This window comes from Mesoplasma grammopterae ATCC 49580 (assembly GCF_000701525.1).
In the GTDB taxonomy this organism is placed as follows: Bacteria; Bacillota_I; Bacilli_A; order Mycoplasmatales; family Mycoplasmataceae; genus Mesoplasma; species Mesoplasma grammopterae.
Genome location: NZ_JNJC01000001.1, coordinates 102253 through 128236 on the forward strand (window position 1 = coordinate 102253; position 25984 = coordinate 128236).

Below are 25984 nucleotides of genomic sequence, written 5' to 3' on the forward strand. Positions count from 1 at the left end.
TATTATTTAGTTGCTAAGAATGCATCAACTAATTCAATAACTTCAGGAGTATCATCTGAAGATAATGCTTTATTAGCTAATTCTTCTGCTTCAGCCATAGTAATTTTACTCATTAAGGCTCTTGCTCTTAACATTGAAGTTGCACTCATTGAGAATGCATCCAATCCCATTCCTAAAAGTAATGGTAAAGCTTGAATATCTCCAGCCATTTCTCCACACATACCAACTCATTTATTATTTTTGTGTGCACCTTTAATTGTTAAATCAATTAATTTTAATAATGCTGGATTTAAAGGTTGGTAAAGGTATGAAACATTCTCACTCATACGGTCAGCAGCCATTGAATATTGAATTAAATCATTTGTTCCGATTGAGAAGAAATCAGCATATTTACTAAATTTATCTGCGTTAACAGCAGCGGCAGGAATTTCAACCATCATTCCAACTTGAACATTTTCGTCAAATGCAATATTTTCTTTTCTTAATTCTTCTTTACATTCTTCTACGATTGCTTTAGCACGTTTGAATTCATCAACAGTTGCAATCATTGGGAACATAATTCCTAGTTCACCATGCGCACTAGCTCTTAATAAAGCTCTTAATTGATCTTTAAAAATATCTTTTCTGTCTAATGTAAAACGAACAGCTCTATATCCTAAGAATGGGTTCATTTCATGTGGGAATTCAAAGTATGATAATTTTTTATCTCCACCGATATCTAATGTACGGATAACAACTAATTTACCCTTCATTGCATCCATAACTTGTTTGTAAGCTATATATTGTTCTTCTTCAGTTGGGAAGTGGTCATTGTCCATGTATAAGAATTCTGAACGGAATAACCCAACTCCTTCTCCACCATGTTCAATAACAGATTCAACATCAGTTGGAGAACCAATATTTGCTTCAATTAATTTTTCTTGCCCATCAGCTGTTTTTGAAGGTAAGTCTTTAAATTTTTGTAATTCAGCTTTTAAGTCAGAAAATTCTTTTGCTAATTTTTCATATTCTGTTTTAATTGCATCTGTTAAATCTAATTCAACAATACCTGTTGTTCCGTTTAATGCAAAAACTTCTCCATTTTTAACATCATTTGTTATTGTTCTTAAACCTAAAACTGCGGGAATTTCTAAACTTCTTGCCATAATAGCAGCATGAGAAGTTCTTCCACCAATATTAGTTGCAAAACCTTTAACAAATTGTTTGTTTAATTGAGCAGTTTGTGAAGGTGTTAAATCCTCAGCAACAATAATAACTTCTTCACTTATTGTTGATAGGTCAACAATAGCAATTCCTAAAATGTGTTTAATAATTCTTGAAGCTACATCTTTAATGTCTGCACTTCTTTCTTTAAAATATGGATCATCCATTGAGGCAAACATTTCATAAAAGTTATTAGTTACTTGCTCTGCCGCAAATTCAGCACAAATTGATTCAGATTTAATAACATTTATAATTTCATCTTTAATAGCTGGGTCAGATGCAATTTCTTTATGTGCATCAAAAATAGCTGCTTTTTCTGGACCTAATTTTTCAAGTGTAGTAGCTTTTAAATTCTCTAAATCCTCGATTGATTTATTAACTGCATTTTCTAATTTTGAAACTTCTGCTTCAATATCAGAAACTTTTGTTTTTTTAATTTCTATATGGTCTTCTGCTAGAACTAAAGCTTTTGCTACAGCAATACCTTCACTAGCTCCAATACCTTTAAATTGTTTACTCATACTTTTTTCTCCTATGTAAGTTATTTCATAACATATATAATTATAATATTTAATTGCTATTTTTTATATTAAAAATATTAAAAAATGGAAAATATTATTATATTAAAAATAAAAAATGATGGTAAACCATCATTAAATTTCTTTAAAAACAACTGAGTCAACAGGAATATTATTACCTACACAAAAGTCGTAAAGCATTTGATCTAAAACTTGTTGATTGTCAGATTCGGCTGTAAATAAAATTTCAGCGCCTCTCATAATTACTTTTTTCATGTTAATTTCTCCTTGTATTTATTTTCTTTTAAATTCTTTTGGTGCAACAGCACCATTTCTTTTATGTTCACTGATTTTATGTAAATGATCAACTCTTGATTTTACATTTTCATCATTAATTTCACCAGCTAAATAAGCATCTATTTGATCATAAGTAATACCTAACTCACTCTCATCAGTTTGGTCTTCTCATAAACTTGCTGTTGGTGCACGATTTATAATTGAAGTTGGTACGCCTAATATTCTTGCTGCTTCTCTAACTTCTCTTTTTAATAAATGTACTAATGGAACCATATCAACTCCACCATCACCGAATTTAGTAAAGTAACCAATATGTCACTCATCAAGATTGTCAGTTCCCAGAACTAAATATGAATTTGTTTGAGCAACAGTATAAAGTGTTGTCATTCTTAAACGTGCTTTTGCATTTGCAATAGGCAATTTATGTTCAGGTGTTGTTGAATCTTTAATAGCTTTTTTAAAAGATAAAAAAGTTTCTTTTAATTCAACATCAATTGCTTTAATATCACATTGATCAATCAACTCTTGTTTACATTTGTAATCTTCATCACTTGATTCAATTGGCATTCAAACAGCAGTGTAATCGTTAGGAAAAGCCTTTTTAGCTAAACAAGCAACAACTGCAGAATCAATACCACCGCTTATTCCTATAACTACACCTTTTGCATTAGCTTTTTTAACTGTTTCTTTAATAAATTCAACTAAATAATCTAAATATTCTTTTAATTCCATAATATTACTCCTTTACAAATTAATCCATTCACTCAAGTTCATATTCAAATACTTTTACAATATCTCCAGCTCCAACTCCACGTTCTCTTAACATGTCATAAACACCAGATTTTTTAAGTTTTTCATTAAATAATAATAAGTTATCATCTGTTGTAATTGGGAACTTTTGATAAATTTTGTAGATTGTATCTCCGGCAACTTCTCATCTACCATTACCTTTATTAATTATTTGGATATCTTCTTCGTCTTCTTCTAATCTATAAACTTTGATACCTTCATAAATATCTTGTTCCATTTCTCATAATGGAACATATTTAGCAGTTTCAAGTTCTTTTGCGATTTTTAATAATAATTCATCAACATTATCTTTTAATAATCCTGATACAAAAACAACTTTTTTATCTTTGAAATATTTTTTTATGTCTTCTTCCATCATATTTAATTGAGCTTCATCTGTATCCATTTTATTAGCCACAATTATTTCTGGTCTTTCATCCAGTTTATAATTATATTTTACTAATTCACTTCTTATTAATTCATAGTTTTTGATTACATCTTCTTGACCATAATTTCCACTCATATCTAAAACATGGCATATAACTCTACATCTTTCGATATGTTTTAAAAATTGATGACCTAATCCTTTTCCTAAACTAGCCCCTTCAATTAAACCTGGTAAATCTGCAACAACAAATGTTGAACCATCTTTAGCTCTTGAAACTCCTAATTGAGGATTTAAAGTTGTAAAGGCATAGTCAGCAACTTCTGGTTTTGAATTTGAAATCGCTCTAAGTAAAGTTGACTTACCAGCATTGGGTAATCCAACAAAACCTACATCAGCTAAAACTTTTAATTCAGCTTTAACTTCATAAAATTGTCCTATTTCACCAGCTTCAAATATAGTTGGCGCTTTATTTCTTGAGTTTGCAAATCTTGCGTTCCCTTTTCCACCTTTTCCACCTTTAGCAACTAAGACTTGTTTTTTATCTTCATCCATATCAGCTAAAATTGTTCCGGTTTTATTATCTATAATCAATGTACCCACAGGAACTCGAACGATAAGATCTTTACCTTGAGCACCATGCATATTTTTTATATCACCTTTAAATCCATCTTGTGCACCAAGTTGTTTTTGAAGTTTTAAATCTAAAAGAGAATGTTTTCCACCATCGGCTTCAAATATTACACTTCCACCATTTCCACCATCTCCACCGTTTGGACCACCATTAGGTACGAAAAGCGCAGTATGAAAACTAACTGCTCCGTTCCCTCCATTACCGGCTTTAATAGTAAACTTAGCTGTATCAATAAATTTCATATTTTCCAGCTCCTTTCTTTCTACATTATCAAATCATTTGATTTCAACATTCATCACATAAAAATGTTGGTTCTTGATTATCAAAATTAATATCCTCGAATTTTTGTCATTCTTGGATAGGTTTTTCAACTAATTTTTCAACTTCACTATCTGTTAGGTTTTTTCCTTGTTCTTTAATTAAACTCCCAATTGGTTTTGGATGATCTTTCAAAACAAAACTAATTTGTGGTTCATAGCAAAGAGAACATCCAATACCAAAGGCTTGGATCATTACATCATTAAAATCATTAAACTCGACATAATTATCTTTATTAAAGTTTATCTTATTGTTCATAACCTTTAATCTCCTTTAATATTTCATGAGCTTTATCTTCATCAAAATTAAATCATTGTTTAATATAAGACATTTCTTTTTTTTCTTCTAACATTTCTATAGCAATTAAAATAAATGCTGCAGCTTTTTCATTTAAGAATGAATTATTAAATTTGTCTAAATTATTTAAATAAAAATTTATATTCAACATTTTAGCATCATGTGCTATTCCTGGATTTTCATTTTCTATACTTTTAGAAATAACTTCATCTATTTCAGTTATAAATTTAAAATTATTTTCAAAATCTATTTCAATTGGATTTCAAGATTGTTGGACACCACTATATAAAACATCAAAACTTCTATTTATTTCTTGTTCTTTTAAAGTAAATAAGATCAAAGTTTTAATTGAGTTATCAATTCTTTCTAAAGTAAGTAATTCAGAAACGTCATTTAACTTATCTCTTAAATTAATTTTGTTTAAAAAATTAATACCAAATGCTTGTTGTTCTCTATCACTTGATTTAAGTAATTGCAAAATATATTCAGCATTTAAATTATTATTACTATTTGCTTTTTTTGAAATTTGTTCAAAAATCTGAGTTTTAAACTCCAAAAGTTGTCCTTCAATATCTGAAGGTACATATGGCATTGATAATTCTTGATTTATTTTTAATAAAGCAGTTTCAAAATCGTTTTTCAGAATAAGTTCTTTTAATTCGATAATTAGTTCATCATAAAAATTCATAAAACCTCTTTCTATTAAAAAATCATGCCTTTTATAGCATGATTGATGTTTTCGAGTGGTGCCCACGAGAAGGCTCGAACTTCCGACCTCACGCTTAGAAGGCGCGTGCTCTATCCAACTGAGCTACATGGGCAATTAATAATTACATATATAAATATATCATAAATATTAATCTAATGAAAAATAATTTCATAAATTTTTATTTAAATTATTATCATTTATTTTTTGGTTTTCTTGAAGAACTATTTGAAGAAGAATTTCTTCTGTTACGTGTTCCTGATCCTTTGTTATCTCTTGGACCTGAATGAACTCATTCTCCACGGCCTGAACTTCTTCTGTTTCTTCTTTCATCTCTTTCATTATTTGAATTAAACCCGTCTTTTTTATTAAATGAATCTGGTCTTTTTTCTTTTCCAGTAACTCTTTCTCAACGGCCTGAATCTTGTTTAGAATAATCAGTTTTAACATATCATGAAGAATGTCTAGTACCTTCAAATTTTTTATTATCTCTTTCTTGACCATCTGTTCTTCTGTCATCACGACCACGGTTTGAATTTCTTCTGTCATCACGACCATGGTTTGAATCTCTTCTGTCATCGCGACCACGGTTTGAATCTGTTCTGTCATCACGACCACGACCTGAACTTCTTCTGTCTCCTCGACCTGAATCTCTTCTGTCTCCACGACCTGAATCTCTTCTGTCATTTCTTTCAAAAACATTTTGATTGCTATCTTGATTTTCATTCACTGAATAATCATCAACTAAAGATAAAGCTTTTTTAGCAAATTCTTTTTCTTCTGGTGATAAAGATAGCATTCTTTCTTCTCATGATTGAGAAGTTCAAGCGCTACTTCTGCTATCTAGTCTTTCACTTGTTCTTTTTCTTTCGCCATGAGCAAAGTCTCTTCTATCATTGTGTCCAGCATTTCTTCTGTCATCACGACCACGATTTGAATCTCTTCTGTCTCCTCGACCTGAATCTCTTCTGTCTCCACGATTTGAATCTCTTCTATCTCCACGACTTGAATCTCTTCTGTCTCCACGATTTGAATCTCTTCTATCTCCACGACTTGAATCTCTTCTATCTCCACGTGAACTTCTGTTTGAGTTTCCTCTTCCTTCTTGCTTGTCTACTTCACCATATTCAGAAATTTGCATTTCATCAATAATTAAATTAAAGTTTTTTTCTATTCCTCTAATTTGTCTTAAAACATTTTGATTTTGTACAAAAGTAATTGAATCACCTTTTGTATTATTTCTTCCTGTTCTACCAATTCTGTGAACAAAATGTTCGTCTTCCATTGATACATCATAGTTAATTACGTAGTCAACACCTGTAATATCAATTCCACGAGCAACAACATCAGTTGCAACTAAAACTGATATTTCATTGTTTCTAAATTTTGCAATAGCTCTTGATCTTTGTGATTGTCTTTTGTCACCATTAATAACTATGGCTCTAATTCCTGCTGCTTCTAAATTGTCTGCAATTTTATCTGTATGGTTTTTTGTGTTTGAAAACACTATAGCTCTTTTAGGTTGGTGTTTTTCAAATACTTTAACAATTAAATCTTCTTTACTAAAACCTTTTGTAAAAATAAAAGTATTTGTAATATTAGCATTAACTTCTATTTGATTTTCAATTTCAATAACGTCATATTCATTCATATAATCATTAGCAATTTGCATTACTTTTGGTGATGTTGTAGCTGAAAATAAACCAATTTGAACATCTGGTGAAACTCTTTCAAATAATGCATCAATTTCGTTTTTGAATCCCATTTTTAGCATTTCATCAGCTTCATCTAAAATGATTGTTCTAACATCATCTAATTTTAAAGTTTTTCTATTTAAGTGGTCATTAACCCTTCCTGGAGTTCCCACAACTATTTGTGAGTCTTTCAGTCTTTTAATTTGATCTCGCATATCAGCTCCACCGATTAATGGTGCTATTACTAGATTTTCTATTCTTGATCCAAATATTCTAATTTGGTTAACAATTTGCATTGCTAATTCTCTTGTTGGTGCCATTATAACGGCTTGAACTCTTCTTTTGTTTGGTTCTATTTTTTCTAAGATTGGCAATACAAATGATGCTGTTTTACCTGTACCAGTGCTTGATTTACCAAAAATGTTTTTTCCTTCTAGGAAAAGTGGTATTGCTCTAGCTTGAATTTCTGTAGCTTCGTTAAAATTAGCTTTTTCCAGTGCGACTAATACTTTGTCGCTTAATTGTAATTCTTTAAATGTCATTTTCTATCCTTTTTCTATACTCAGGATCAAAAAATCAGCATTTTAAATCACAAGTCATTTATATATTATAGCACAGTTGCTTGTAATTAAAGAAATTAAAATTTTTATTATAAAAAGCAACTTAAAAGTTGCTTAATTATTTATTATTTTAATTTCATTTCTTTAATATCAGATAATAACATTTCATGTTCATTATTTAATTGAATTTTATTAAAGTTTTTTACAAAAAATCTTGAAGTAAAAATTGTTTCATAATTGTCCGCAAATATTTCAATTGATGATGAATCAATAAATATTTCAACTTTTTGATTTTTGAATTTTCTTAATGCTTTTCTTGGTGTTTCGAAATTTCAATCAACTTTTGAAGTTTGATTTGTTCTATCTAAAATTATTTCTTTATCAGTAAATTTTATTTCTATAGATTCACTTTTTTCATTAAGAATTTTAATGTCTAAATTATCGTTTAAATCAAACTCTAAATGTATTGCTTTATTTACACTTAATTCTTTAAATGCTTTTTTAGTTGTTTTAGTTAAAACACTTTTTTTGAATTCTGAATAAGGTTTTTGAACCAAAATTTCTTTTGATCAGTTTAATTCTCTTGGTATTGTTAACATTGAGTGTCATGAATATTCATCTGTTGGATATTGAACATCAACTGCACCTAATCAACCTATCATTAAAAGTTTTTTATCTACTCAATAAGTTTGAGGTGCATAAAAATCATGTCCGAAATCCATTGTTTTTAGAATTGATTTTTCATTCAATTTATTGTTTTCAAAATCTAATTTATCTATTTGAGTATAAACAACATTTCTTGAATTATTTAGTTCATAAGGATTTTCTTCATTAAATCATCCTTCTGATGATTGCATAAATAGCATTTTTCCTTCTAGATAATCTAAATTAGGGCATTCTCACATGTATCCATAAGTTTCGTCTAACGATGGTTTTAGTATTCTATCAAAAGTATATTTTTCCATATCATCAGTTTTGTAGAAAACTAACCCACCAAGCATATCAGCTTTACACTGAGCACCAAAAATCATATATTTGTTATTTTCATATTCAAATATTTTTGGATCTCTTACGTGAGGTGTGAAAAGATTTTTATCGTGCTCTACAACAACTCTTTTATTTACAATTTTTTCATCGATGAAGTCTGCTTTGATTTGCACTTCTTCAATCATTTCGCCATTTTCTTCAATATTACCTGTGTAGTAAATTTTTACTCCGCCTTTTTCTTTAAATGCTGAGCCAGAAAATGCACCTGTTCTTTCGCATTCTTCTGTTGGTATTACTGACACACCTAAATCATCATAATTAACAAAATCTTTAGTTTTAACTAATCGTCAATGTTTCATTCCATGATATGGTTGAAGTGGTGATCATTGATAATGAATATAATGTTCTCCATTTACATAAACTAATCCATTTGGGTCATTCAATAATCCATTTGGAGGTGCTATATGATATGTTGGTCTATAATATTTATCACTTGCTACTAATTCATTTGCTTTTTTAATATCATCTTGATTATGTTCTGTTATTAAATTTAATATTGTTTCTTTTTTTAATTTCATGTTAATTCACCGAAAAATCTCTTTCTAAAACTTTATTACTCATTTCTTTAAATACTTTTAATTTTGACAATCCTATAGTTGCAAAGAAAGTTGTTACAAATGTTGCCACAATAGCTATTGCCATTCATAAGTAAGGCCCACCTGCTATATTGCTTACATTGAAATTATTTAATATTTCTTTATCCGTTGTTATTGATAGGAAAATCAATAATGATGCATTTCCATTTGTACATATAATTCCTGCAAAGGTTGTTATAATAATGCCCACTGTGGCACCTATGCTAGCAGCTATTACTGGGTATATGAATTTAAGTCCAACACCAAATAATGCAGGTTCTGTTGAACCACTTACATATGCTAATGAATATGACGGAACTGCTGTTCTTTTTAATTCTTTGTTTTGTCTATTAATTAATGATACCGCTAGTATTGATGTAGCAACAGCTATATTTAATTGAGTAAATAATGGCATCATTGTTGTTCCACCAAAATTTGTAAATTGTTGCAAGTTAATAACAACAAGAACTTGAATTAACCCTGTTATTACTAATCAAGGCAAGGCTAATCCTAAAATTGGGTTAAATATATATTTAGCTATATGATTTGTTGTTGCTCAAACAATACCTACATTCATTCCATATGTTAATAATAATCCAATAGGAGCTATTAATAAAAGAGCTATGAAAAATGTAGAAATTGTGATCATCGGAATTGCAACCATTTCCTTAAATACAGGTATATCAAACTTATTTGCAAATCTTTCAATATAAACTGCTAAAAAACTAACACCTACAATTGGTAATATTTGCCCTTCAAATGAAATTTTTCATGGATAGCCTGTTTTAATAAATGAAACAGCTTCATCTCAATTAAATAAACCACCATGGCTGCCATCCATTATTGAGTTAGTTGTTAGTAAACCATGAAAACACAAAACTACTCCTATAGATATACCTATTGCTTGACTTCCTTTCATTAATTTAAAAATTGATCAAGGAATCATAATAGAAAAAGCTAAAACTAAACTATCTGATAAAGTTCTAAACATTAAACCTATAACTGCAGCAACTTGCCCCGTACTTGCCAATGTCCCGGCTGCTATTTTTAGTTCTTCATTTCCTTGTGTATTAAAACCAAAATTTATTCCATTAAATACATTTGATAATGTAGCTACTATGGCCATTGTTATCAATAAAGGGATTAAAGGCTTAACAATTATTGCAATCCCATCAGTAAAAGCTTTAAAAAAACTTTCTGACTTATTTACTCTTATTTCAAAATCATTTGGCACTTCATCATAAGAAATTTTCAATGCTCTTAATAAATTTAAAAAAACTTGTTCAATATTTTCGTTAGCAATTAATTGAACAAAGTCATCTTTTAATAATGTTTTAACAAAAACTTTAGAACCTTCAAGTTTATTCAAATTTAATTTTGTTATATCAATAACTTTGATTCTGATTCTTGTTGAACATCTATTAATTAATTCGATGTTTTTTATTCCACCGACAGCTTCTCTTACTTTTTTACATTCGTCATAAAAGTAGCTGTTAATTTTTGTATGCTTCATTTTTCACCTTTCAAATAATAATAATAATAATAATAATAATTTCTATTTATTTTTACCTTTTTAGAAATTATTCTAAACTTATTATAAGTCTAATTTAACCTACAATAAGTTGTTAAAAATAAAAACCTATAATCATAAGTTGGATAAAATGCAAACAAAAAAGTGGCTAATAACCACTTAGTTTTTTATTAAATTACACATGCATCACATTCATAGTTTTCACTATCTTCTAATACTTCTTGTCTTACACGTACGTAGTAGATTGATGCACATTTTTTCTTAAATGCATGAATGTATGCTTTGTTTAAGTCACGAGTTGTAACTTGATCTGTCATAAATAATGTTAATGATATAGCTTGATCAACGTGTTGTTGAGCTGCTGCAACAATATCAATAATTGGCATTGGCCCAACTTCATATGCTCCTAAAGCATAGTAAGCCATGTTATCAAAATTAATATTGTATGCTGGAACATAAATTCTTCCTAATTTTCCTTCTTTACGTACTTCAATTGGTGCTACAACTGGTTGTAAACTTGGAGTACATGAAGATAAGTAACTAATTGATCCTGTAGGAGCAACAGCCATTAAATGTGAGTTAGCAATTCCATTTTTTTTAATTAGTTCAACTAATTCAATTCAATCTTTTTGAGTTGGAATAGTTACATTATATTGAGTAAATAATTCTCTAACTCTTTGAGTTTCAGGAGTTCATTTATCTTCTGCACATTTAGTATATTTGTTAAATCAACTTCCATCAGCAAATTGTGATGTTTCAAATCCATCAAATGTACCATATTGTAAAGCTAATTTGTGAGATGCTTTAAATGCGTTATATGCCATTGCATAGAAGAACATGTTTGTAAAATCAACTGCTTCAATTGAGTTATATCAAATGAAGTTTGTAGCTAAGAAACCATGTAAGTTCATAGCACCTAATCCTACAGCATGATTTTTTTTGTTTCCTTGTTGAATTGAAGGAGCACTACTTAAGTCACTTGTTCTTGAAACTAGATCTAAAGCATTAATTGAGTGTTCAATAACTTCTGCAAATTCAGCTCCACTTTCCATTACTTTAGCAATGTTAAGACTTCCTAAATTACAACAGATATCGTCTCCCATGCTTTTGAAACTTAAATCATCCTTAAATGTACTTGGTGTTGAAACTTGTGCAATTTCACTACATAAGTTACTCATAACAATTCTTCCAGTTGCTGCATGAGCATTATTGTTGTTTACTGTATCATCAAATAAGATGTATGGGTAACCACTTTCAAAGTGTAATTCAGCAACAGTTAAAAAGAATTTTCTCGCATTAATATAAGTTTTTTTAATATTAGGGTTTTTAACTAGATTTTCATACTCTTGAGTAATTGAAATATCTGACATTGCTTTTCCATATTCTCTTTCAACATCATAAGGACTAAATAAAGCCATTTCTTCATTTTTTTGAGCTAATTCAAAAGTAATATCTGGAATAACTAATCCTAATGATAATGATTTAATACGGATTTTTTCATCAGCATTTTCTCTTTTAGTATCTAAGAATGACATAACATCTGGGTGGTGAGCATTTAAATAAACAGCTCCAGCACCTTGTCTTTGACCTAATTGATTTGCATATGAGAATGAATCTTCTAATATTTTCATAACTGGAATAACACCAGTTGCTTGGTTAGCAATATGTTTGATTGGTGCACCCAATTCACGTAGGTTAGTTAAACATAAAGCAACTCCACCACCACGTTTTGATAATTGTAATGATGTTGTAACAGCACGACAAATTGATTCCATGTTGTCTTCTACTCTTAATAAGTAACAAGAAACATACTCACCACGTTGTTTTTTACCTGCATTTAAGAAAGTAGGCGTAGCTGGTTGAAATCTACCTAACATTAATTGTCTTAATGTTTTTGTTGCAGATTCAAAATTACCATTTCCTAAGAATAAAGCATTCATTACTGCTCTATCTTCAAAATTTTCTAAATATTGTTGTCCATCAAAAGTTTTTAAACCGTATGAATTATAAAATTTCATAGCTCCCATAAAACTTGGGAATTCACGGTGAAATCCATAAGCAATATCAGTAATTTCTTCAATTTGTTCTATTGTATATTTATTAATAAGTTCTTCTTCGTAGTATCCATTAGAAACTAGGTATTCTATTCTTTCTTTAACTGAACCAAATTTTACTAATCTAGGTTCAACATGATGTTTTAAATAAGCTTTTGCAGCATCAACATCTAATTTAAAGTTATCTGATCCAGCAGCTAATATTTTAGCTCTGGCATTTAACGTAACGTATTCATCGCTTTCGTCTGTTCCAGATAATGTATTTATTTTTTTATCTTCCATTTTTATTCCCCTCAAAATTCTTTCAATATTTCATTGATTTTTTCTACATCGTTTTGAGTTCCTAATAATTCAAATTGATATAACAATGGAACATTAAGTTTTTTTGAAAGAATTGGTCCTGCCATCGCAAAAGTATTACCAAAGTTGGTATTACCTGATGCAATCACACCTCTACAATAATTTCTATTATTTTCCTTGTTTAAAAATTTAATTACTTGTTTTGGAACTGCTCCCGAAGTAAATTCACCACCACCACTATATGTTGGTGTGATTAATACGTAATCAGAATCAACATTAATTTCTTCTTCTAATTCGTAAGGTATTCTTGAATTCTTAACACTTAGTTTTTGAATAAATCTATGTGTGTTATTTGAAATTGATGAGAAGTAAACTACATGCACTTCTCCTGTAGGCTTAACAATTTCTTCACCTGAAACTAATTTAATATCATCGTGCATATATTAAAACTCCCAATCGTCATCTTCAGTTTCTTCTGAAACTCCCATAATATATGATGAGCCATTCCCTGAAAAGAAATCATGGTTTTCATCAGCTCTAGCTGATAATTGTGTGAATATTTCTGGCTCAATTCTTGTTTCTTCTTCTGTAAACGGAGAATCATAACCTAAATTTTGTAAAAACTTACCTGCGTTGTAAACACTAAATCTAATAGCATCATCAGCTAATCCAAAATCCTCATACAATTCTTTCAAATAAGCTTTTTCTAAATCTATTAATTCATATAATAATTTAAAAACGAAATCTTTCATTTCAGCTTGTTTTTCTGGAGAAAGTTTAGCAACTTTCTTTTGATATTTATAACCACTATAGTAGTTATGTATAACTTTATCTCTTAATATTAATCTAATAATATCTGAAGTGTTTGGTAATTTACCTCTAGCTGATAGATAAAATGGTAAATAGAAACCTCCATATAATAAGAAACCTGGCATTAAAGCAGCTGCAACTTTTGACTTTAAAGGGTCATCATTCACATAATAAGGAATTAATGCTTTAGCTCTTTCTTGTAATGTTTCTGTATTGATAACTCATTCATGAGCTTCTTCAATTTGTTCACTTGAACATAAAGTTGAAAAGATTGAACCATATGATCTAGCGTGAACTGCAACCATAAATGCAAAGTTTGTGTAAATTACTTGTTCATGGTCAGTTAATGAGTTAGGAACTTGAGCCACGTCACCAACAGTAGCTTGAATAGTATCTAACAATGTTAATCCTGTAAAAGTTCTTGTAATTAATTCTTGTCATTCTGGTGTCAAAGTTCTTCATGAAGTTAAATCATTTGAAACTGGAATTTTTTCAGGCAACCAGAAGTTTTGTGTAATTCTATTTCATACCTCTAAATCTTTTTCATCATTTACTACGTTTCAGTTTACTGAACGCATTTTTCCTTTAAATCCTTGTTGCGCATATTCAATTGGCGAAACAGACTCATTGTAATATTGGTTTTTTATTTTTGCCATATATATCCTTTCTTTTTCTCTTATTATAAATTCAACTAAATAAAAAAGTTTCTTCTTGTCTTTTGGACATAAAAAGAAACTTTAATAATTAAAGAGTGGTTTTTCACTTATAGTCTCCAAATCGGTTTGAAGGCGGGGTCAGTAGCCCATTATGCTACCCTGTATAAGTTTCTTTTATATTCAGTTGTAAATTAATAATAATTTTTTATTTTTTAAAAATCTTAATATTTACTATTGATTTTATTTTTTTTCTATTTAAAATGGTGGAGTTTGTATAAAACACCAATTGAATCTACAACTTTATCTTTTTGTTGTAATTTTTTATATTGAGTTAATAATTTGTTTATCTTGAATTCAATCAATTCAAGGTCTTTGTTAGTAAATGACATCATGCTTTTTTTATAAGGTCCAAAAGCAATAATGTAGTATTTAATTAGATTTTCTCATGAATAATCAAAAGCTTTTGGTGCTTTTGGATCAATTGTAATTGCTAAAGAAATAATTTTTAACATAATAGACATTTGAGAATTATAATCTGCTATTTCCTCAAATCTATCAACTTTATTAAGCATTTTAGAGAAATTTTTTGCATCTAAATTTATTGATTTAAACCTGACATTTTTATAATTAAAGTCAAATTTTTCTTCATTTTGATTGTAAAAATGCATAGATTGTACTATTCCCACTTTTTTGAATGATATTAAACAGTCTCCAAGCACACCATTATTTCTTTTTGTCTTATTTATAATTTCCATGTAATATGTTGAATATCTAACTCTAGCTATGAAATCAAACAATTTTTCAGATCTAAATTTAATTTTTTTGAATTCTTTAAATTTCTTTGAATGTTTTAATGTTCAAATAGGGTTAAAGTCTTTTTGATTAATTGGTGATATGCTATGTACGTTTTTTAGAGGTCCTTCAAATGTTTTTATGTTGATTTTGCCTTGTTCTTTATTTGAACTTAAAAATAGGGGTAAATAGGTATATATTGCTTCGTATACATCATCACCTTCAGAAATAACAGAAATGTTTTTTAAATTGTCTCTTAAAAATATTGTTGTTATTTTAGAAAGTTCATGAATTATTTTAAATTTCTGTTTTACATCTATTTTTTCTCAATTATCTTTTTTAAAATTTAAAATAAATGCATTAAATTCATCTTCATTTTTTAAAAATTGAATAGTTGGTTCTAATCATTCTTTTTCTTCAGAAGTAAGTTCTCTTCCTCTTTTGTATGCTTCAGAAATATTTTTTCTAGTAAATACTTTTTTTATTTTATCAACCATATCTGATGGTTTTAACACATCTATGATAAGCATAGTTACTAAAAAAGGATAAACTATAGAATAATAATATTTACTTTCTTTTTCATTCTTAAAGTTTATATCATATTCAAATTTACTTGTTAAAGCACATAAACTGGCAAAGTTTCAATAATAATTTTGATTGATATCGTCAGAACTATTAAAAGATGTTTTTAAAATATGATTTAAAACTAATTCTTCTATAACTTGTTTAATAAAAAATTTTTTAGTTTCATCAATTTCTTTAAATTTTGATTCTATTTTTTTGTCTTGAAATGTAAAAATAAATAATTCATTATAATTTGAAATAATATAATTTGAAATTTCGCTAAATTTTTCAGGTTCAATATTTATTAATGATTCGTTTTTTCACAATTGAAATTGAAATAAAGAATAATAAGTAACATCATATATTTCATTTATTTTTTCTTTTAAATCATTATTAATTTTTTTAAAAATACATGAAGAGTCTTTTTTAATATATTCATCAAAATATGCTCAAAAAACAGTGTCTAAACGATTTATCATAATATTTGTTCCTTCTAAATTTTTTTAATAAAATCCTTAATAGAATCAATTGCTAATTTTGAAATATTTTCATTTTTCAGTTTTTTAATTTCTTGTTTAGTAACTTTTCTATTAGGTCTTTTAAATTCTATTTCATCAACTATTCCTCAATTTGCTTTCATTGGTTGAAAGTTTGTTATAGAAGCTTTATTTATATAGTTAAGTAAAGCACCTGTAACTGATTTTGATGATGGTACTTGCATTTCTTTTCCATTTATGAAATTAGCAATATTTATAGCTGTGATTAAACCAGAAACACAAGATTCAACATATCCTTCTACACCTGTTATTTGACCAGCAAAAAATATGTTTTCATTAGTTTTTAATTGTAAATATTTGTTAAGAACTTTGGGTGAATTTATAAAATTATTTTTATGCATTACACCGTATCTAACAAACTTAGCATTTTCTAAACCCGGTATCATTGAAAAAATTCTTTTTTGTTCAGGTCATTTTAAATTTGTTTGAAAACCAACAATATTATAAAGTCTATCATTTGCATCGTCTTGGCGTAGTTGAACAACAGCATGATTTCTTGTTCCATCAGGTTTATTTAAACCTTTTGGTTTCATCGGACCAAATAATAAAGTATCAACACCTCTTTTGGCCATAGCTTCTACTGGCATACATCCTTCAAAGTATTTCAATTCTGCTTCACCAGGTAGATGCCCTATAGAAATCTCTGCATTAATTAGTTCTGTATAAAAATTTAAATATTCTTCTTTTGACATTGGACAATTTATATAATCGCTTGTTTCACCTTTGTCATATCTATTTTTTTGATATGCAATTTCCATATTTATAGATTCTTTTTCTATAATCGGAGCAACTGCATCATAAAAGTAAAAATCGTCATTTCCTATAAGCTTTGTAATTTGCTCTTGTAGTTTATCTGTTGTTAAAGGCCCTGACGCAATAAGTGTTAATTCATTTGGGTTTATATTTTCAACTTCAAGATCTATGACTTCAATGTTTTCATTAGAACTTATTTCTTTTGTTATATATTCAGAAAATAAAACTCTATCAACCGCTAAACTTCCTCCAGCTGGAACTTGTGCGTATTCAGCAGCTCTTATAATTAATGAATCTAAAAGTCTCATTTCTTCTTTTAAAGTACCAACTGCATTAGTTAATTCATTACTTCTTAGAGAATTAGAGCAAACTAATTCAGCAAACCCGTCCAAGACTTGGACGGGATTTTTAGTTATTCTTTTAACTTCGAAAAGTTTAACTTTTATATTTCTTTTAGCTAGTTGGTATGCAGCTTCTGTTCCTGCTAAACCAGCTCCAATAATATTTACTGTTTTATTTTTCATTAATTCATCAATCCTGCTTCATATAATTTTTTAAATCTTCCAGGTGTTGAAATTAATTCTTCATAACTACCTTGTTGCACAATACCTTTTCCGTTTGCACCAAGTACTATAATTTGATCAACGTTTTTAATTGTTGAAAGACGGTGAGCGATAGTAACACTTGTTCTACCTTTCATCAATTTATCTAACTCAGCTTGAATTTCTTTTTCAACAATATTATCTAATGCACTTGTTGCTTCATCCAATATTAAGAAATCCGGGTTTTTCAAGAAAACTCTAGCTATAACTAAACGTTGTTTTTGACCACCAGAAAGTAAAAAACCTCTTTGCCCCAAAATTGTATTATATCCATCTTTTAATGAAATAATAAAGTCATGTAAATTAGCTTTTCTACATGCTCTCATGATTTCTTCATCAGTGGCATCAAATTTAGCGTATCTTATATTTTCAAAAAAATCTCCAAATAAAATTTGAGGTTCTTGTTCAACATAACCTACCTTATTTAAAAATGCTGGTAAATTTATTTCGTTTAAATCATGTGATTGTTTAGAAACACTTTCATCATTTTTATATTTACCCTCAACCATTATTTTTCCTTCTGTAGGCATGTAAAATCTTAATAATAATTTTGCTACAGTTGATTTACCACTTCCTGTTTCACCAACAAATGCATATGATTTACCTTTTTCAAAAACAATATTCATTTTAGGCAAAATTGTTTTTTCAGGTTTTTTAGGATAAGCAAATTGAACGTTTTCAAATGCAATTGAATTTATTTTTTCAATTACAGGCCCTTCCGGGTTTGGTTTAATTGTTGGGATTGGGTCTGTTAATTCTGAAATTCTTTGAGCTGCATTTTGAGCTCTTGTAGCTGATCTTAATGTTGGGATTAACATTGCAATAGCACCAATAACAAATGAAACTAAAACTTGTGCTAAAGGCATTTTTACACTTAAAAGTTCTATACCCGCACCAATATCGCTTTCTTTTGCGAACATAATACAAAATATAATAATAAACATTGGCATCATCAATGATGCTGTTACTTGAATTCATTGTGTTAAAATGGCTGATCAAGTAATTGCTGCATCTCCAGCTCTGTTATATTTTTCATTTAATTCTTCTATTCTTTCAATTTCGTATTCTTCTAATCCTGAAGATTTTATTAATGATATATTTGATATTCTATCTGTCATATCTTGATCAACATCACGTTTTTGGTCAAATGCTGTAATTAATTTTCTTCTACTTTGAATAAAAATAACAATAGCAATTACAATTGAAAGGAACATGTAAACAGCTAATATTACAGCTACATATCAAAGACCTGATAAAAGCATAATCACAACTGACATAGTTATACCAGTAAGGAAATAAATAATGTTAGTAAAGAATTGTTGAATACCAAATGCTAAAGATTGAGTATCCCCTACAAGTCTTGTTAAAATGTTTCCTGAAACGTGATCAAAGAAGAAATCTACATCTTGTTGAGCTAATCTAATTAACATTTTTTGTCTTTGATTAATCTCTACATGAAGTGAAAACTGAGCGATACTTCAGTTAACAACATACTCACAAAGTAGTAATAAAACTAAAGCAGCTAAAGTTATATATAATCAGACAGTTCATTCTGTTAAACCAACTTCTCATGCTAAGAAGTTTAATGTCTCTGCTCCAGGTTTTGTAATAGCAGAAATCATCATTGTTGCAAAAACCGGAAGGAAAGTTGCAACTATAGCATCAAACATTGTAAATAAACACATTGCTCAAAAAATAAATTTGTTTTCTTTTGCTGATTCAAAAATTTGGCGCATAAATACACCCATTTTTTTTCATGAAAATTCAAAATTAACATCAAATCCATGTTTATTTAATTGTTTACCATTTTGCAAATTATTGTTGCTCATTATTTCTTACTTCCTTTCCATCATTTTTTGAGTTCCCAGCATCATATAAATCTTTGAAATGACCTGGAATTTTTTTAAGTTCATTGAAAGTACCTCTTTGAACAATTCCTTGTTTAGGTGCAAGAACTAATATTTCGTCTACGTTTTTAATCGTTGAAAGACGGTGAGCGATAGTAACACTTGTTCTGCCTTTCATTAATTCATTTAATTTAGCTTGAATCTCTTTTTCTACAATATTATCTAAAGCACTTGTTGCTTCATCCAATATTAGTAGTTGTGGGTCTTTTAAGAACATTCTAGCAATTACTAAACGTTGTTTTTGACCACCAGATAACATAAATCCTCTTTCACCAAGTATTGTGTCATAACCATCAGGTCAAGTCATAATTAGATCGTGTAGCTCAGCTTTTTTACATGCTGCAATTACTTGTTTATTTGTAGCTTCAAATCTACCATATCTAACATTGTCATAAATATTACCTAAGAAAATTGCAGGTTCTTGTTCAACATATCCTACTTTATCTAAATAAGATGAAAGAACTACATCTTTTAAGTCAATATCTTCATTAATTAAAACTTGTCCAATAGTTGGATCATAGAATCTCAATAAAAGTTTTGAAATTGTTGATTTACCTGCTCCAGTTGTTCCAACAAACGCATATGATTTACCTTGTTCAAAAGTAAAGTCAAATTTAGGTAAAACTAATTCAGTAGGTTTTTCAGGATATGCAAATGCAACATCTTTAAAATAAATATTTCCTTTTATTTTTTCTACTATAACACCATTTTTATCTTCAAAATGATTATCAAATCTTGGTTCTTGTTCCAGTATTTCACCTATTCTCTTTGATGCAACGTTTGATTGAGTTAATCCAACAAGAACTCTTAAAAATGACATTAATGGACCAATCATAAGTGATGATGCTGAAATCATACCTGGTAGAACGGCAACTATTTGGTTTGAATCATAAATAAGTACTGTAGCAATGATCATTACAGTTTCAATAGCATTAATAATTAAGAATATCAATGATAAAACTATAGCTTGATAGTAGTTCATCAGTGATGATTGTTTAAAGTAAGGGATATGTTTTTCAATAAATCTATTTTCTTCATATTCTTCTGTTCCAGAAGCTTTAATTAATTTAACGTTGTTAATTCTATCTGTAACATCTCCATTTACTTCAGTAACAATTTTTCTTGTTTTGTAAGCAATTGGTTTCATTGGTATAAATAGAACAAAGAATATTAAAAATAAAGTTAAGAATACACACATTAAAACTATAGTTAATGAACCACTAATTGTAGACATAACTATTATTGCTGCTATTGTTGTCAATACACCATTTAAAAAAGTGATTGGAATAATCCCAGTTTGTTCTCCAATGATTTGTGTATCAGAAACAACTTTTGTTAAAATTTCCCCAATTTTTTTATCAGAGTAGTATGACATATCCATTGAAACTAATTTTTTGTTTAAGTCATTTCTTAAGTCAACTTCAATTTTTTTCCCTAACATACCAGCTGTTCATTGAGAAACAAATGTTGCAATAGCCATTGCAATAACAATACCCATTTCAATTCAAAGTAAACCTGTAAAGTTAATTCCTCACCATTTAGCTAAAGCTTGACTATATCTTTCTCACAATTCTGATCCTTCATCAGCTACCTCTTTATATCTTTCAACTACTACTGCTGCACTCATTTGTTCAATAATTTTTGGAGTCATAGCTGTAGCAACTGAAAGAATTAAAACAGAAACTAGCATTAAGAAAGTTCACATTTTGTTTTTACCCATATACCTTAAAATTAAAGCTATATAAGATTTTGATTTTTTCTTTGATTTTGTTGCTTCAAGTTCAGTGTTTAAATCTGATTTTTTTAATCATCTTGAAACTCTTACTTGAGGTGTTGAAGATTCATTGATTTTTTCATTATCAAGCATCTCTTGTTCTTCTCTGTCAATCATAAATACCCTCTTTTCTAAATAAAATTACTTTTGCATTTTAAATATTTTACCACCAAAATACAAAATAAAAAACACGAAAAGTGTTTTTAAATTTGATTTAGAATATCTGTTGCACTTTCTAATAATTTAGCGCCATTTTTTAACAAATTATTGCTAGAAGATTCAGTATCTTTTAAATTTTGTGGAATTGCGAAATAGGGTTTATTTTCATTTAGAACAGCTTTAAACAAAGGCTCAATTTTTTTAAAATTTGAATGTTCTAAAAATATAATCGCTTTTGATAATCCGTTTATTATTCTTATATTCATTTCTTCTTTGTTGTTATTTGACTTATGCTTAAAATCATTTGATTCTTCATATTCACTTATGATTACAAAATCAGAATATTCTATATTTTTATGTTTCGCTCAAGATTCACTGTTTAAAAATGACTGAAGTGGTTCTTTAGTTATAACAATTAACTTACCCTGTTTTTCAATAATAAAGTCTAATATTTTATTATCTTGAGAATCTTCACAAGATAATAGTATTGTTCTATTTTCTTTAATAAGATCTTCAACTACTTGTTTTAATACTTTAAAGTTATACTCATCAATATTATCTGAACTATTAATAAAAATTGTTTGAAAGTAATTTTGTAGTAATGAAATATTACCTAAATAATAAAGAATGAAAGGGGGCTTCATTATTTGTTTTAAGTTGTTTGGGTATAGTGGATTTATAATGGAAATAAAGTTATTTGGTATAGAATTTGGAACTTTAATTAAATCTTGTGTTTCTATTTTTTCTTTTCTATCTAACGCATCATAAATTTTTTCTCAATCCCCATGGTATTTTAAAGAAAAATATAATAGTACATTATCCATAGTATTAGTTTAAATACATTATTCTATTTGCAATAATTTCATTAAAAACATTTGAGCTTTCTTTATTAACTGATGAATGGATTTTAGCTTCAATTCCAACAATAGCTTGATCGTGTAAAGCAAACTCATCATTAATAGCAGATGATCAAGCTTTTACATTAATTAAATCATCTTCATTTTTGCCTGTTTTAGATTTATAAAGGTTAGGGACCCTAACTACAAACTTATATAATTTTGCATTACCATCTTTTGATGTATAAGTAACTTGTGCATCTCCTTCAATTTGACCAATTATATTTACTAAATTCATATGAACTCCTTTTTTTATATGTGTCAGATACCTGACATAATATAATTAAGAAAAAAAATAAAAAAATAACATTAAAAGTTATTTTCTAGAATATCTTTAATTGGTTTGTAGGTTTTTCGGTGTATTGGTAAAACACCATGCATTTTAGTTTTTTCAACGTGTTGTTTTACACAATAACCTTTATGAGAATCAAAATTATATTCGGGGTAAATTTTAGCATAATCCAACATTATATTGTCTCTTGTAGTTTTTGCTAAAATTGAAGCTGCTGCAATTGACTGACTTAAATCATCCCCTTTTATAAATGGGGTACATACATATTCTTGAATAATAATATTTTCTGCATCAATCAAACATAAATCAGGCTTAGGTTTTAAATTCATAATAGATTTTGTCATACCTATTCTGCTAGCTTGCTTAGGATTTAATATATCTACTTCATCTGCTTCAATTATTTCAATAGCATAGCTTATAGCTACAGACTTTATTTCTTCGCAAAGTAATTCTCTTTGCTTTTTGCTTATTTTTTTTGAATCTCTAATTAATGGATTTTTATATTCTTTTGGCAATATTACACTTGCTACAACAACAGGCCCTGCCATTGCACCTCTGCCAGCTTCATCACTACCACTAATAAAATCAGTTTTATGTTTTTCTCTAATTTGACTATCAAATAATATTCTTGATTCATCTATCATAAATCTGAAATATCCTCGATTGCTTTTTCATTTTTAATTTTTGATGCTTTTTCCATTTCTTCTGGAACAACTTCTAAGATTCTTTCAAAAGAAACTCTATTAAATTCATTAGCAATAATATCTCTCATAAAAGCATCAATTACTCTATCATAATCAAGTAAATCATCATTCATATATCATTTTCTTACTTTTGCAATCATTTCAAAAATTATAAAAGTATCTGTTATTTGAATTGGTCTTTGTAATCTTGGAGAAATCTTATAATGATTTTCAATTAATCCTTCGTAGTGATTAAATAAGTATTGCATTAGTTTACCTGCAACTCTTTCTTTAGGATATACATCTTCTTTAATAGAATTAATTGCACAAATATTAGTAGCTACAGTTTCGTTTTCTAACTTTGCCGGTAAAACTCCCGGTGTATCTAATAAAGAAATAAATTGTGATAAGTGAATTAATTGAATACCTCTTGTTAATCCTGGTTTATTACCAGCTTTAACACTTTTGTTTTTGATTAATCTATTAATGAATGTTGACTTACCTACATTTGGAATTCCAATAACTAAAACATTAATTAATGAGTTTACCATTCCTTTTGCTTTGTCTTTTTCTTGTTTTTCTTTTGTAGCTTTATTAATTAAGTCAATTAATGGTTTAACAATATTTTTTTGTTTATCATCCAAAACCATTACAGTATTATTTTTTTTCTCATAAAACTCAACTCATTCTTTAGTTATATTAGGATCTGCAATATCAGCTTTTGATAAAACATATAAGATTGGTTTATTCTTTAAAATTTTTGAGAAAGTTAAATTACGAGATGAATATGGTGCACGGGCATCTAAAATCTCGATTACTAAATCAACTACAGGTATTTTTTCTTCAATGTTTTTTAAAGTCTTATTCATATGACCTGGAAATCAGTTAAATTCTGCACTCATATCGTTTTCTCCTTTTAAATCTTTTTATATTATAACAAATAAAAAAACCCTCATTTATTATGAGAGTTATATTGTTTAATAATTGACAACTATTTTTTATCAGCTTTTGTTGGTAAGATTTCTTTAATTCTTGCAGCTTTACCTGATAATTTTCTGATGTAGTAAATTCTAGCTCTACGTACACGTCCACGTTTAACGATAGTAACTTTATCAATAATTGGTGAATGTAGTGGGAAAGTTCTTTCTACGAATACACCGTTTGATAATTTTCTAACAACGACAGAATAAGTAATACCTGAACCTTGAGTTTTGATTACTAATCCTTCAAATGTTTGAATACGAAATTTTTCTCCCTCTTTAATTTTAACGTCAACTTTAATAGTATCCCCTGATGTAAAATCTGGTAAGTCGTTACGCAATTGGTTGTTAATAATAGCGTATTTTGATTGTGTTGTTTTAGTTGCTTTTGATGCCATATTATTTATCTCCTTTCGATTTTCTAAGATTTTCTAATAATTGAATTTGTATTTTATTTAATTTGGACTCATCAATTAAATCTGGTCTTTTATTAAAAGTAGAAATTAATTGTTGTTCGTCTCTTCACTTTTGAATATTAGCATGATGTCCACTTAAAAGGACTTCAGGAACTTTGTCTCCCCTATAATCATGGGGTTTTGTATACACTGGATAATCCAATAAATTATTTTCAAAACTTTCTTGCTCATGTGATTCAGTGTTTATAACTCCTGGTAGAATTCTAGTAATAGAATCTAGCATTATTAATGAAGGTAGCTCTCCACCAGTTAACACATAGTCACCAATAGATATTTCAACATCAATATATTTTAATATTCTTTCATCAAAACCTTCATAATGACCACATACAATAATGATGTGATTATATTGTGTCGCAAATGATTTTGCTATGTTTTGATTTCAAGTTTTCCCTTGTGGAGATGTTAATACAACAATTGAGTTTTCTGTTTTAACAGATTCAATTGCACTAACAACTGGATCACACATTAAAACCATTCCTCTTCCCCCACCGAATTGATATTCATCAACTTGATTATGAGGTAGTTTTGTAAAATCTCTTATATCAATAATTTCTAATTCAATTTTTTCACGCTCTAGAGCTTTTTTAATAATTGATTCAGAAATATAAGATTTAATAATATTTGGGAATAACGTTAGAATTGAATATTTCATTATTTTAATCCTTCAATGTTTTTTAAAGTTATAATTCTAGATTCATCATCAATGTTGTTAGTGTACACATCAACCAAAGGTACTCAAAATGCTTTTTCTTCATTTTCTAATAGTACTTTGACTAAATCATGATTACCATTAAACATTGTTTCAATAACTTTACCATTTTGATTGTTATACACAATGGAATAGTAAGTTAAATCATAGAATATTGAAAATGCATCATTGTCATTTAAATATTTAACTTTTTTGCCTTTAAAGATTTCAACATCATTAATATGATTATGTTCTTTAAAGTAAACAACTAAATGACTTTTTTGCATACTTATTGATTCAACTTGTTTTGGAATAATTACATTGTTTGTGTTTTCAATGAATAAAAGTTTAATTCCATTTATATCATTAACTTCAATGTTTTTTTCTAAAGCTATCTTCACAGCTCCTTTAATACCAAATGTGTTGACAATTTTTCCAATAGATAATAAATTTTTATTTTCCATTTTACTTCCTTGCTAAATTT

General features: G+C 28.2%; 23 protein-coding genes, 1 tRNA gene and 1 riboswitch. All 24 genes read right to left on the reverse strand.

Translation table 4 applies throughout. From position 1 onward, the window contains the following. Positions 1 to 2 precede the first annotated feature (2 nt). The 24 genes from ptsP to T314_RS0100635 all read right to left on the reverse strand — a co-directional run bounded on the left by ptsP (position 3) and on the right by T314_RS0100635 (position 25964). Positions 3 to 1724 (reverse strand): phosphoenolpyruvate--protein phosphotransferase, encoded by a 1722-nt coding sequence (gene ptsP / locus T314_RS0100520; RefSeq protein ID WP_029511718.1) that lies wholly within the window; start codon positions 1722 to 1724, stop codon positions 3 to 5. Between the two features lie 132 nt (positions 1725 to 1856). Then, positions 1857 to 1997, reverse strand: coding sequence for a hypothetical protein (locus T314_RS03985; RefSeq protein WP_011183418.1), 141 nt, complete (start codon positions 1995 to 1997; stop codon positions 1857 to 1859). Positions 1998 to 2015: 18 nt separating this feature from the next. After that, a complete protein-coding gene (nadE, locus tag T314_RS0100530) occupies positions 2016 to 2750 on the reverse strand; it encodes an NAD(+) synthase (RefSeq protein WP_029511719.1) in 735 nt (244 codons plus the stop codon). A 19-nt stretch (positions 2751 to 2769) separates the two neighbouring features. Continuing rightward, the gene (gene obgE / locus T314_RS0100535) at positions 2770 to 4068 is read right to left on the reverse strand and encodes a GTPase ObgE (RefSeq protein ID WP_029511720.1); all 1299 of its coding nucleotides are present in this window, start codon (positions 4066 to 4068) and stop codon (positions 2770 to 2772) included. A gap of 25 nt (positions 4069 to 4093) precedes the next feature. Continuing rightward, positions 4094 to 4402, reverse strand: a complete 309-nt coding sequence (locus T314_RS0100540) for a hypothetical protein (RefSeq protein WP_011183421.1) — start codon at positions 4400 to 4402, stop codon at positions 4094 to 4096. Continuing rightward, positions 4392 to 5129 carry a hypothetical protein gene (locus tag T314_RS0100545; protein WP_029511721.1) on the reverse strand — a complete coding sequence of 246 codons (738 nt, stop codon included), beginning with the start codon at positions 5127 to 5129 and terminating at the stop codon, positions 4392 to 4394. The genes T314_RS0100540 and T314_RS0100545 overlap by 11 nt, the downstream gene beginning before the upstream one ends. Positions 5130 to 5185: 56 nt before the next feature. Beyond that, positions 5186 to 5262: transfer RNA gene (locus T314_RS0100550), tRNA-Arg, on the reverse strand. 78 nt (positions 5263 to 5340) lie between these two features. Further along, entirely contained in the window at positions 5341 to 7383 is a 2043-nt protein-coding gene (locus tag T314_RS03860; RefSeq protein WP_051612861.1) for a DEAD/DEAH box helicase, read from the reverse strand. Between the two features lie 143 nt (positions 7384 to 7526). Continuing rightward, the gene (locus T314_RS0100560) at positions 7527 to 8966 is read right to left on the reverse strand and encodes a glycoside hydrolase family 32 protein (RefSeq protein ID WP_051612862.1); all 1440 of its coding nucleotides are present in this window, start codon (positions 8964 to 8966) and stop codon (positions 7527 to 7529) included. A 1-nt stretch (position 8967) separates the two neighbouring features. Next, positions 8968 to 10536 carry a PTS transporter subunit EIIB gene (locus tag T314_RS0100565; RefSeq protein WP_029511724.1) on the reverse strand — a complete coding sequence of 523 codons (1569 nt, stop codon included), beginning with the start codon at positions 10534 to 10536 and terminating at the stop codon, positions 8968 to 8970. Between the two features lie 188 nt (positions 10537 to 10724). Beyond that, on the reverse strand, positions 10725 to 12890 hold the full coding sequence (nrdE, locus tag T314_RS0100570) for a class 1b ribonucleoside-diphosphate reductase subunit alpha (protein WP_036237392.1): 2166 nt from the start codon (positions 12888 to 12890) through the stop codon (positions 10725 to 10727). 2 nt (positions 12891 to 12892) lie between these two features. Next, on the reverse strand, positions 12893 to 13348 hold the full coding sequence (gene nrdI / locus T314_RS0100575) for a class Ib ribonucleoside-diphosphate reductase assembly flavoprotein NrdI (protein WP_029511726.1): 456 nt from the start codon (positions 13346 to 13348) through the stop codon (positions 12893 to 12895). 3 nt (positions 13349 to 13351) lie between these two features. Beyond that, the gene (gene nrdF, locus T314_RS0100580) at positions 13352 to 14374 is read right to left on the reverse strand and encodes a class 1b ribonucleoside-diphosphate reductase subunit beta (RefSeq protein WP_036237395.1); all 1023 of its coding nucleotides are present in this window, start codon (positions 14372 to 14374) and stop codon (positions 13352 to 13354) included. A gap of 105 nt (positions 14375 to 14479) precedes the next feature. Then, positions 14480 to 14543: riboswitch (nucleoside riboswitch) on the reverse strand. 82 nt (positions 14544 to 14625) lie between these two features. Then, positions 14626 to 16209, reverse strand: a complete 1584-nt coding sequence (locus tag T314_RS0100585) for a hypothetical protein (RefSeq protein ID WP_029511728.1) — start codon at positions 16207 to 16209, stop codon at positions 14626 to 14628. Positions 16210 to 16223: 14 nt separating this feature from the next. Next, the gene (trmFO, locus tag T314_RS0100590; protein ID WP_029511729.1) at positions 16224 to 17564 is read right to left on the reverse strand and encodes a methylenetetrahydrofolate--tRNA-(uracil(54)-C(5))-methyltransferase (FADH(2)-oxidizing) TrmFO; all 1341 of its coding nucleotides are present in this window, start codon (positions 17562 to 17564) and stop codon (positions 16224 to 16226) included. After that, positions 17564 to 19471: an ABC transporter ATP-binding protein gene (locus tag T314_RS0100595; protein ID WP_051612863.1), complete on the reverse strand. Its 1908-nt coding sequence runs from the start codon at positions 19469 to 19471 to the stop codon at positions 17564 to 17566. The genes trmFO and T314_RS0100595 overlap by 1 nt, the downstream gene beginning before the upstream one ends. Beyond that, positions 19458 to 21440: an ABC transporter ATP-binding protein gene (locus tag T314_RS0100600; RefSeq protein ID WP_029511731.1), complete on the reverse strand. Its 1983-nt coding sequence runs from the start codon at positions 21438 to 21440 to the stop codon at positions 19458 to 19460. The genes T314_RS0100595 and T314_RS0100600 overlap by 14 nt, the downstream gene beginning before the upstream one ends. Before the next feature lie 86 nt (positions 21441 to 21526). Further along, entirely contained in the window at positions 21527 to 22306 is a 780-nt protein-coding gene (locus T314_RS03865; protein WP_029511732.1) for a DNA-processing protein DprA, read from the reverse strand. Positions 22307 to 22310: 4 nt separating this feature from the next. After that, positions 22311 to 22616 (reverse strand): single-stranded DNA-binding protein, encoded by a 306-nt coding sequence (locus T314_RS0100610; RefSeq protein WP_029511733.1) that lies wholly within the window; start codon positions 22614 to 22616, stop codon positions 22311 to 22313. A gap of 71 nt (positions 22617 to 22687) precedes the next feature. Continuing rightward, on the reverse strand, positions 22688 to 23314 hold the full coding sequence (locus T314_RS0100615; RefSeq protein ID WP_029511734.1) for a ribonuclease HII: 627 nt from the start codon (positions 23312 to 23314) through the stop codon (positions 22688 to 22690). Then, on the reverse strand, positions 23308 to 24255 hold the full coding sequence (ylqF, locus tag T314_RS0100620) for a ribosome biogenesis GTPase YlqF (protein WP_029511735.1): 948 nt from the start codon (positions 24253 to 24255) through the stop codon (positions 23308 to 23310). The genes T314_RS0100615 and ylqF overlap by 7 nt, the downstream gene beginning before the upstream one ends. Before the next feature lie 89 nt (positions 24256 to 24344). After that, entirely contained in the window at positions 24345 to 24731 is a 387-nt protein-coding gene (rplS, locus tag T314_RS0100625; RefSeq protein WP_011183437.1) for a 50S ribosomal protein L19, read from the reverse strand. A gap of 1 nt (position 24732) precedes the next feature. Next, positions 24733 to 25464 carry a tRNA (guanosine(37)-N1)-methyltransferase TrmD gene (gene trmD / locus T314_RS0100630; RefSeq protein WP_029511736.1) on the reverse strand — a complete coding sequence of 244 codons (732 nt, stop codon included), beginning with the start codon at positions 25462 to 25464 and terminating at the stop codon, positions 24733 to 24735. Beyond that, entirely contained in the window at positions 25464 to 25964 is a 501-nt protein-coding gene (locus T314_RS0100635; RefSeq protein WP_029511737.1) for a ribosome maturation factor RimM, read from the reverse strand. Before T314_RS0100635 ends, trmD begins: the two co-directional genes overlap by 1 nt. Positions 25965 to 25984 lie beyond the last annotated feature (20 nt).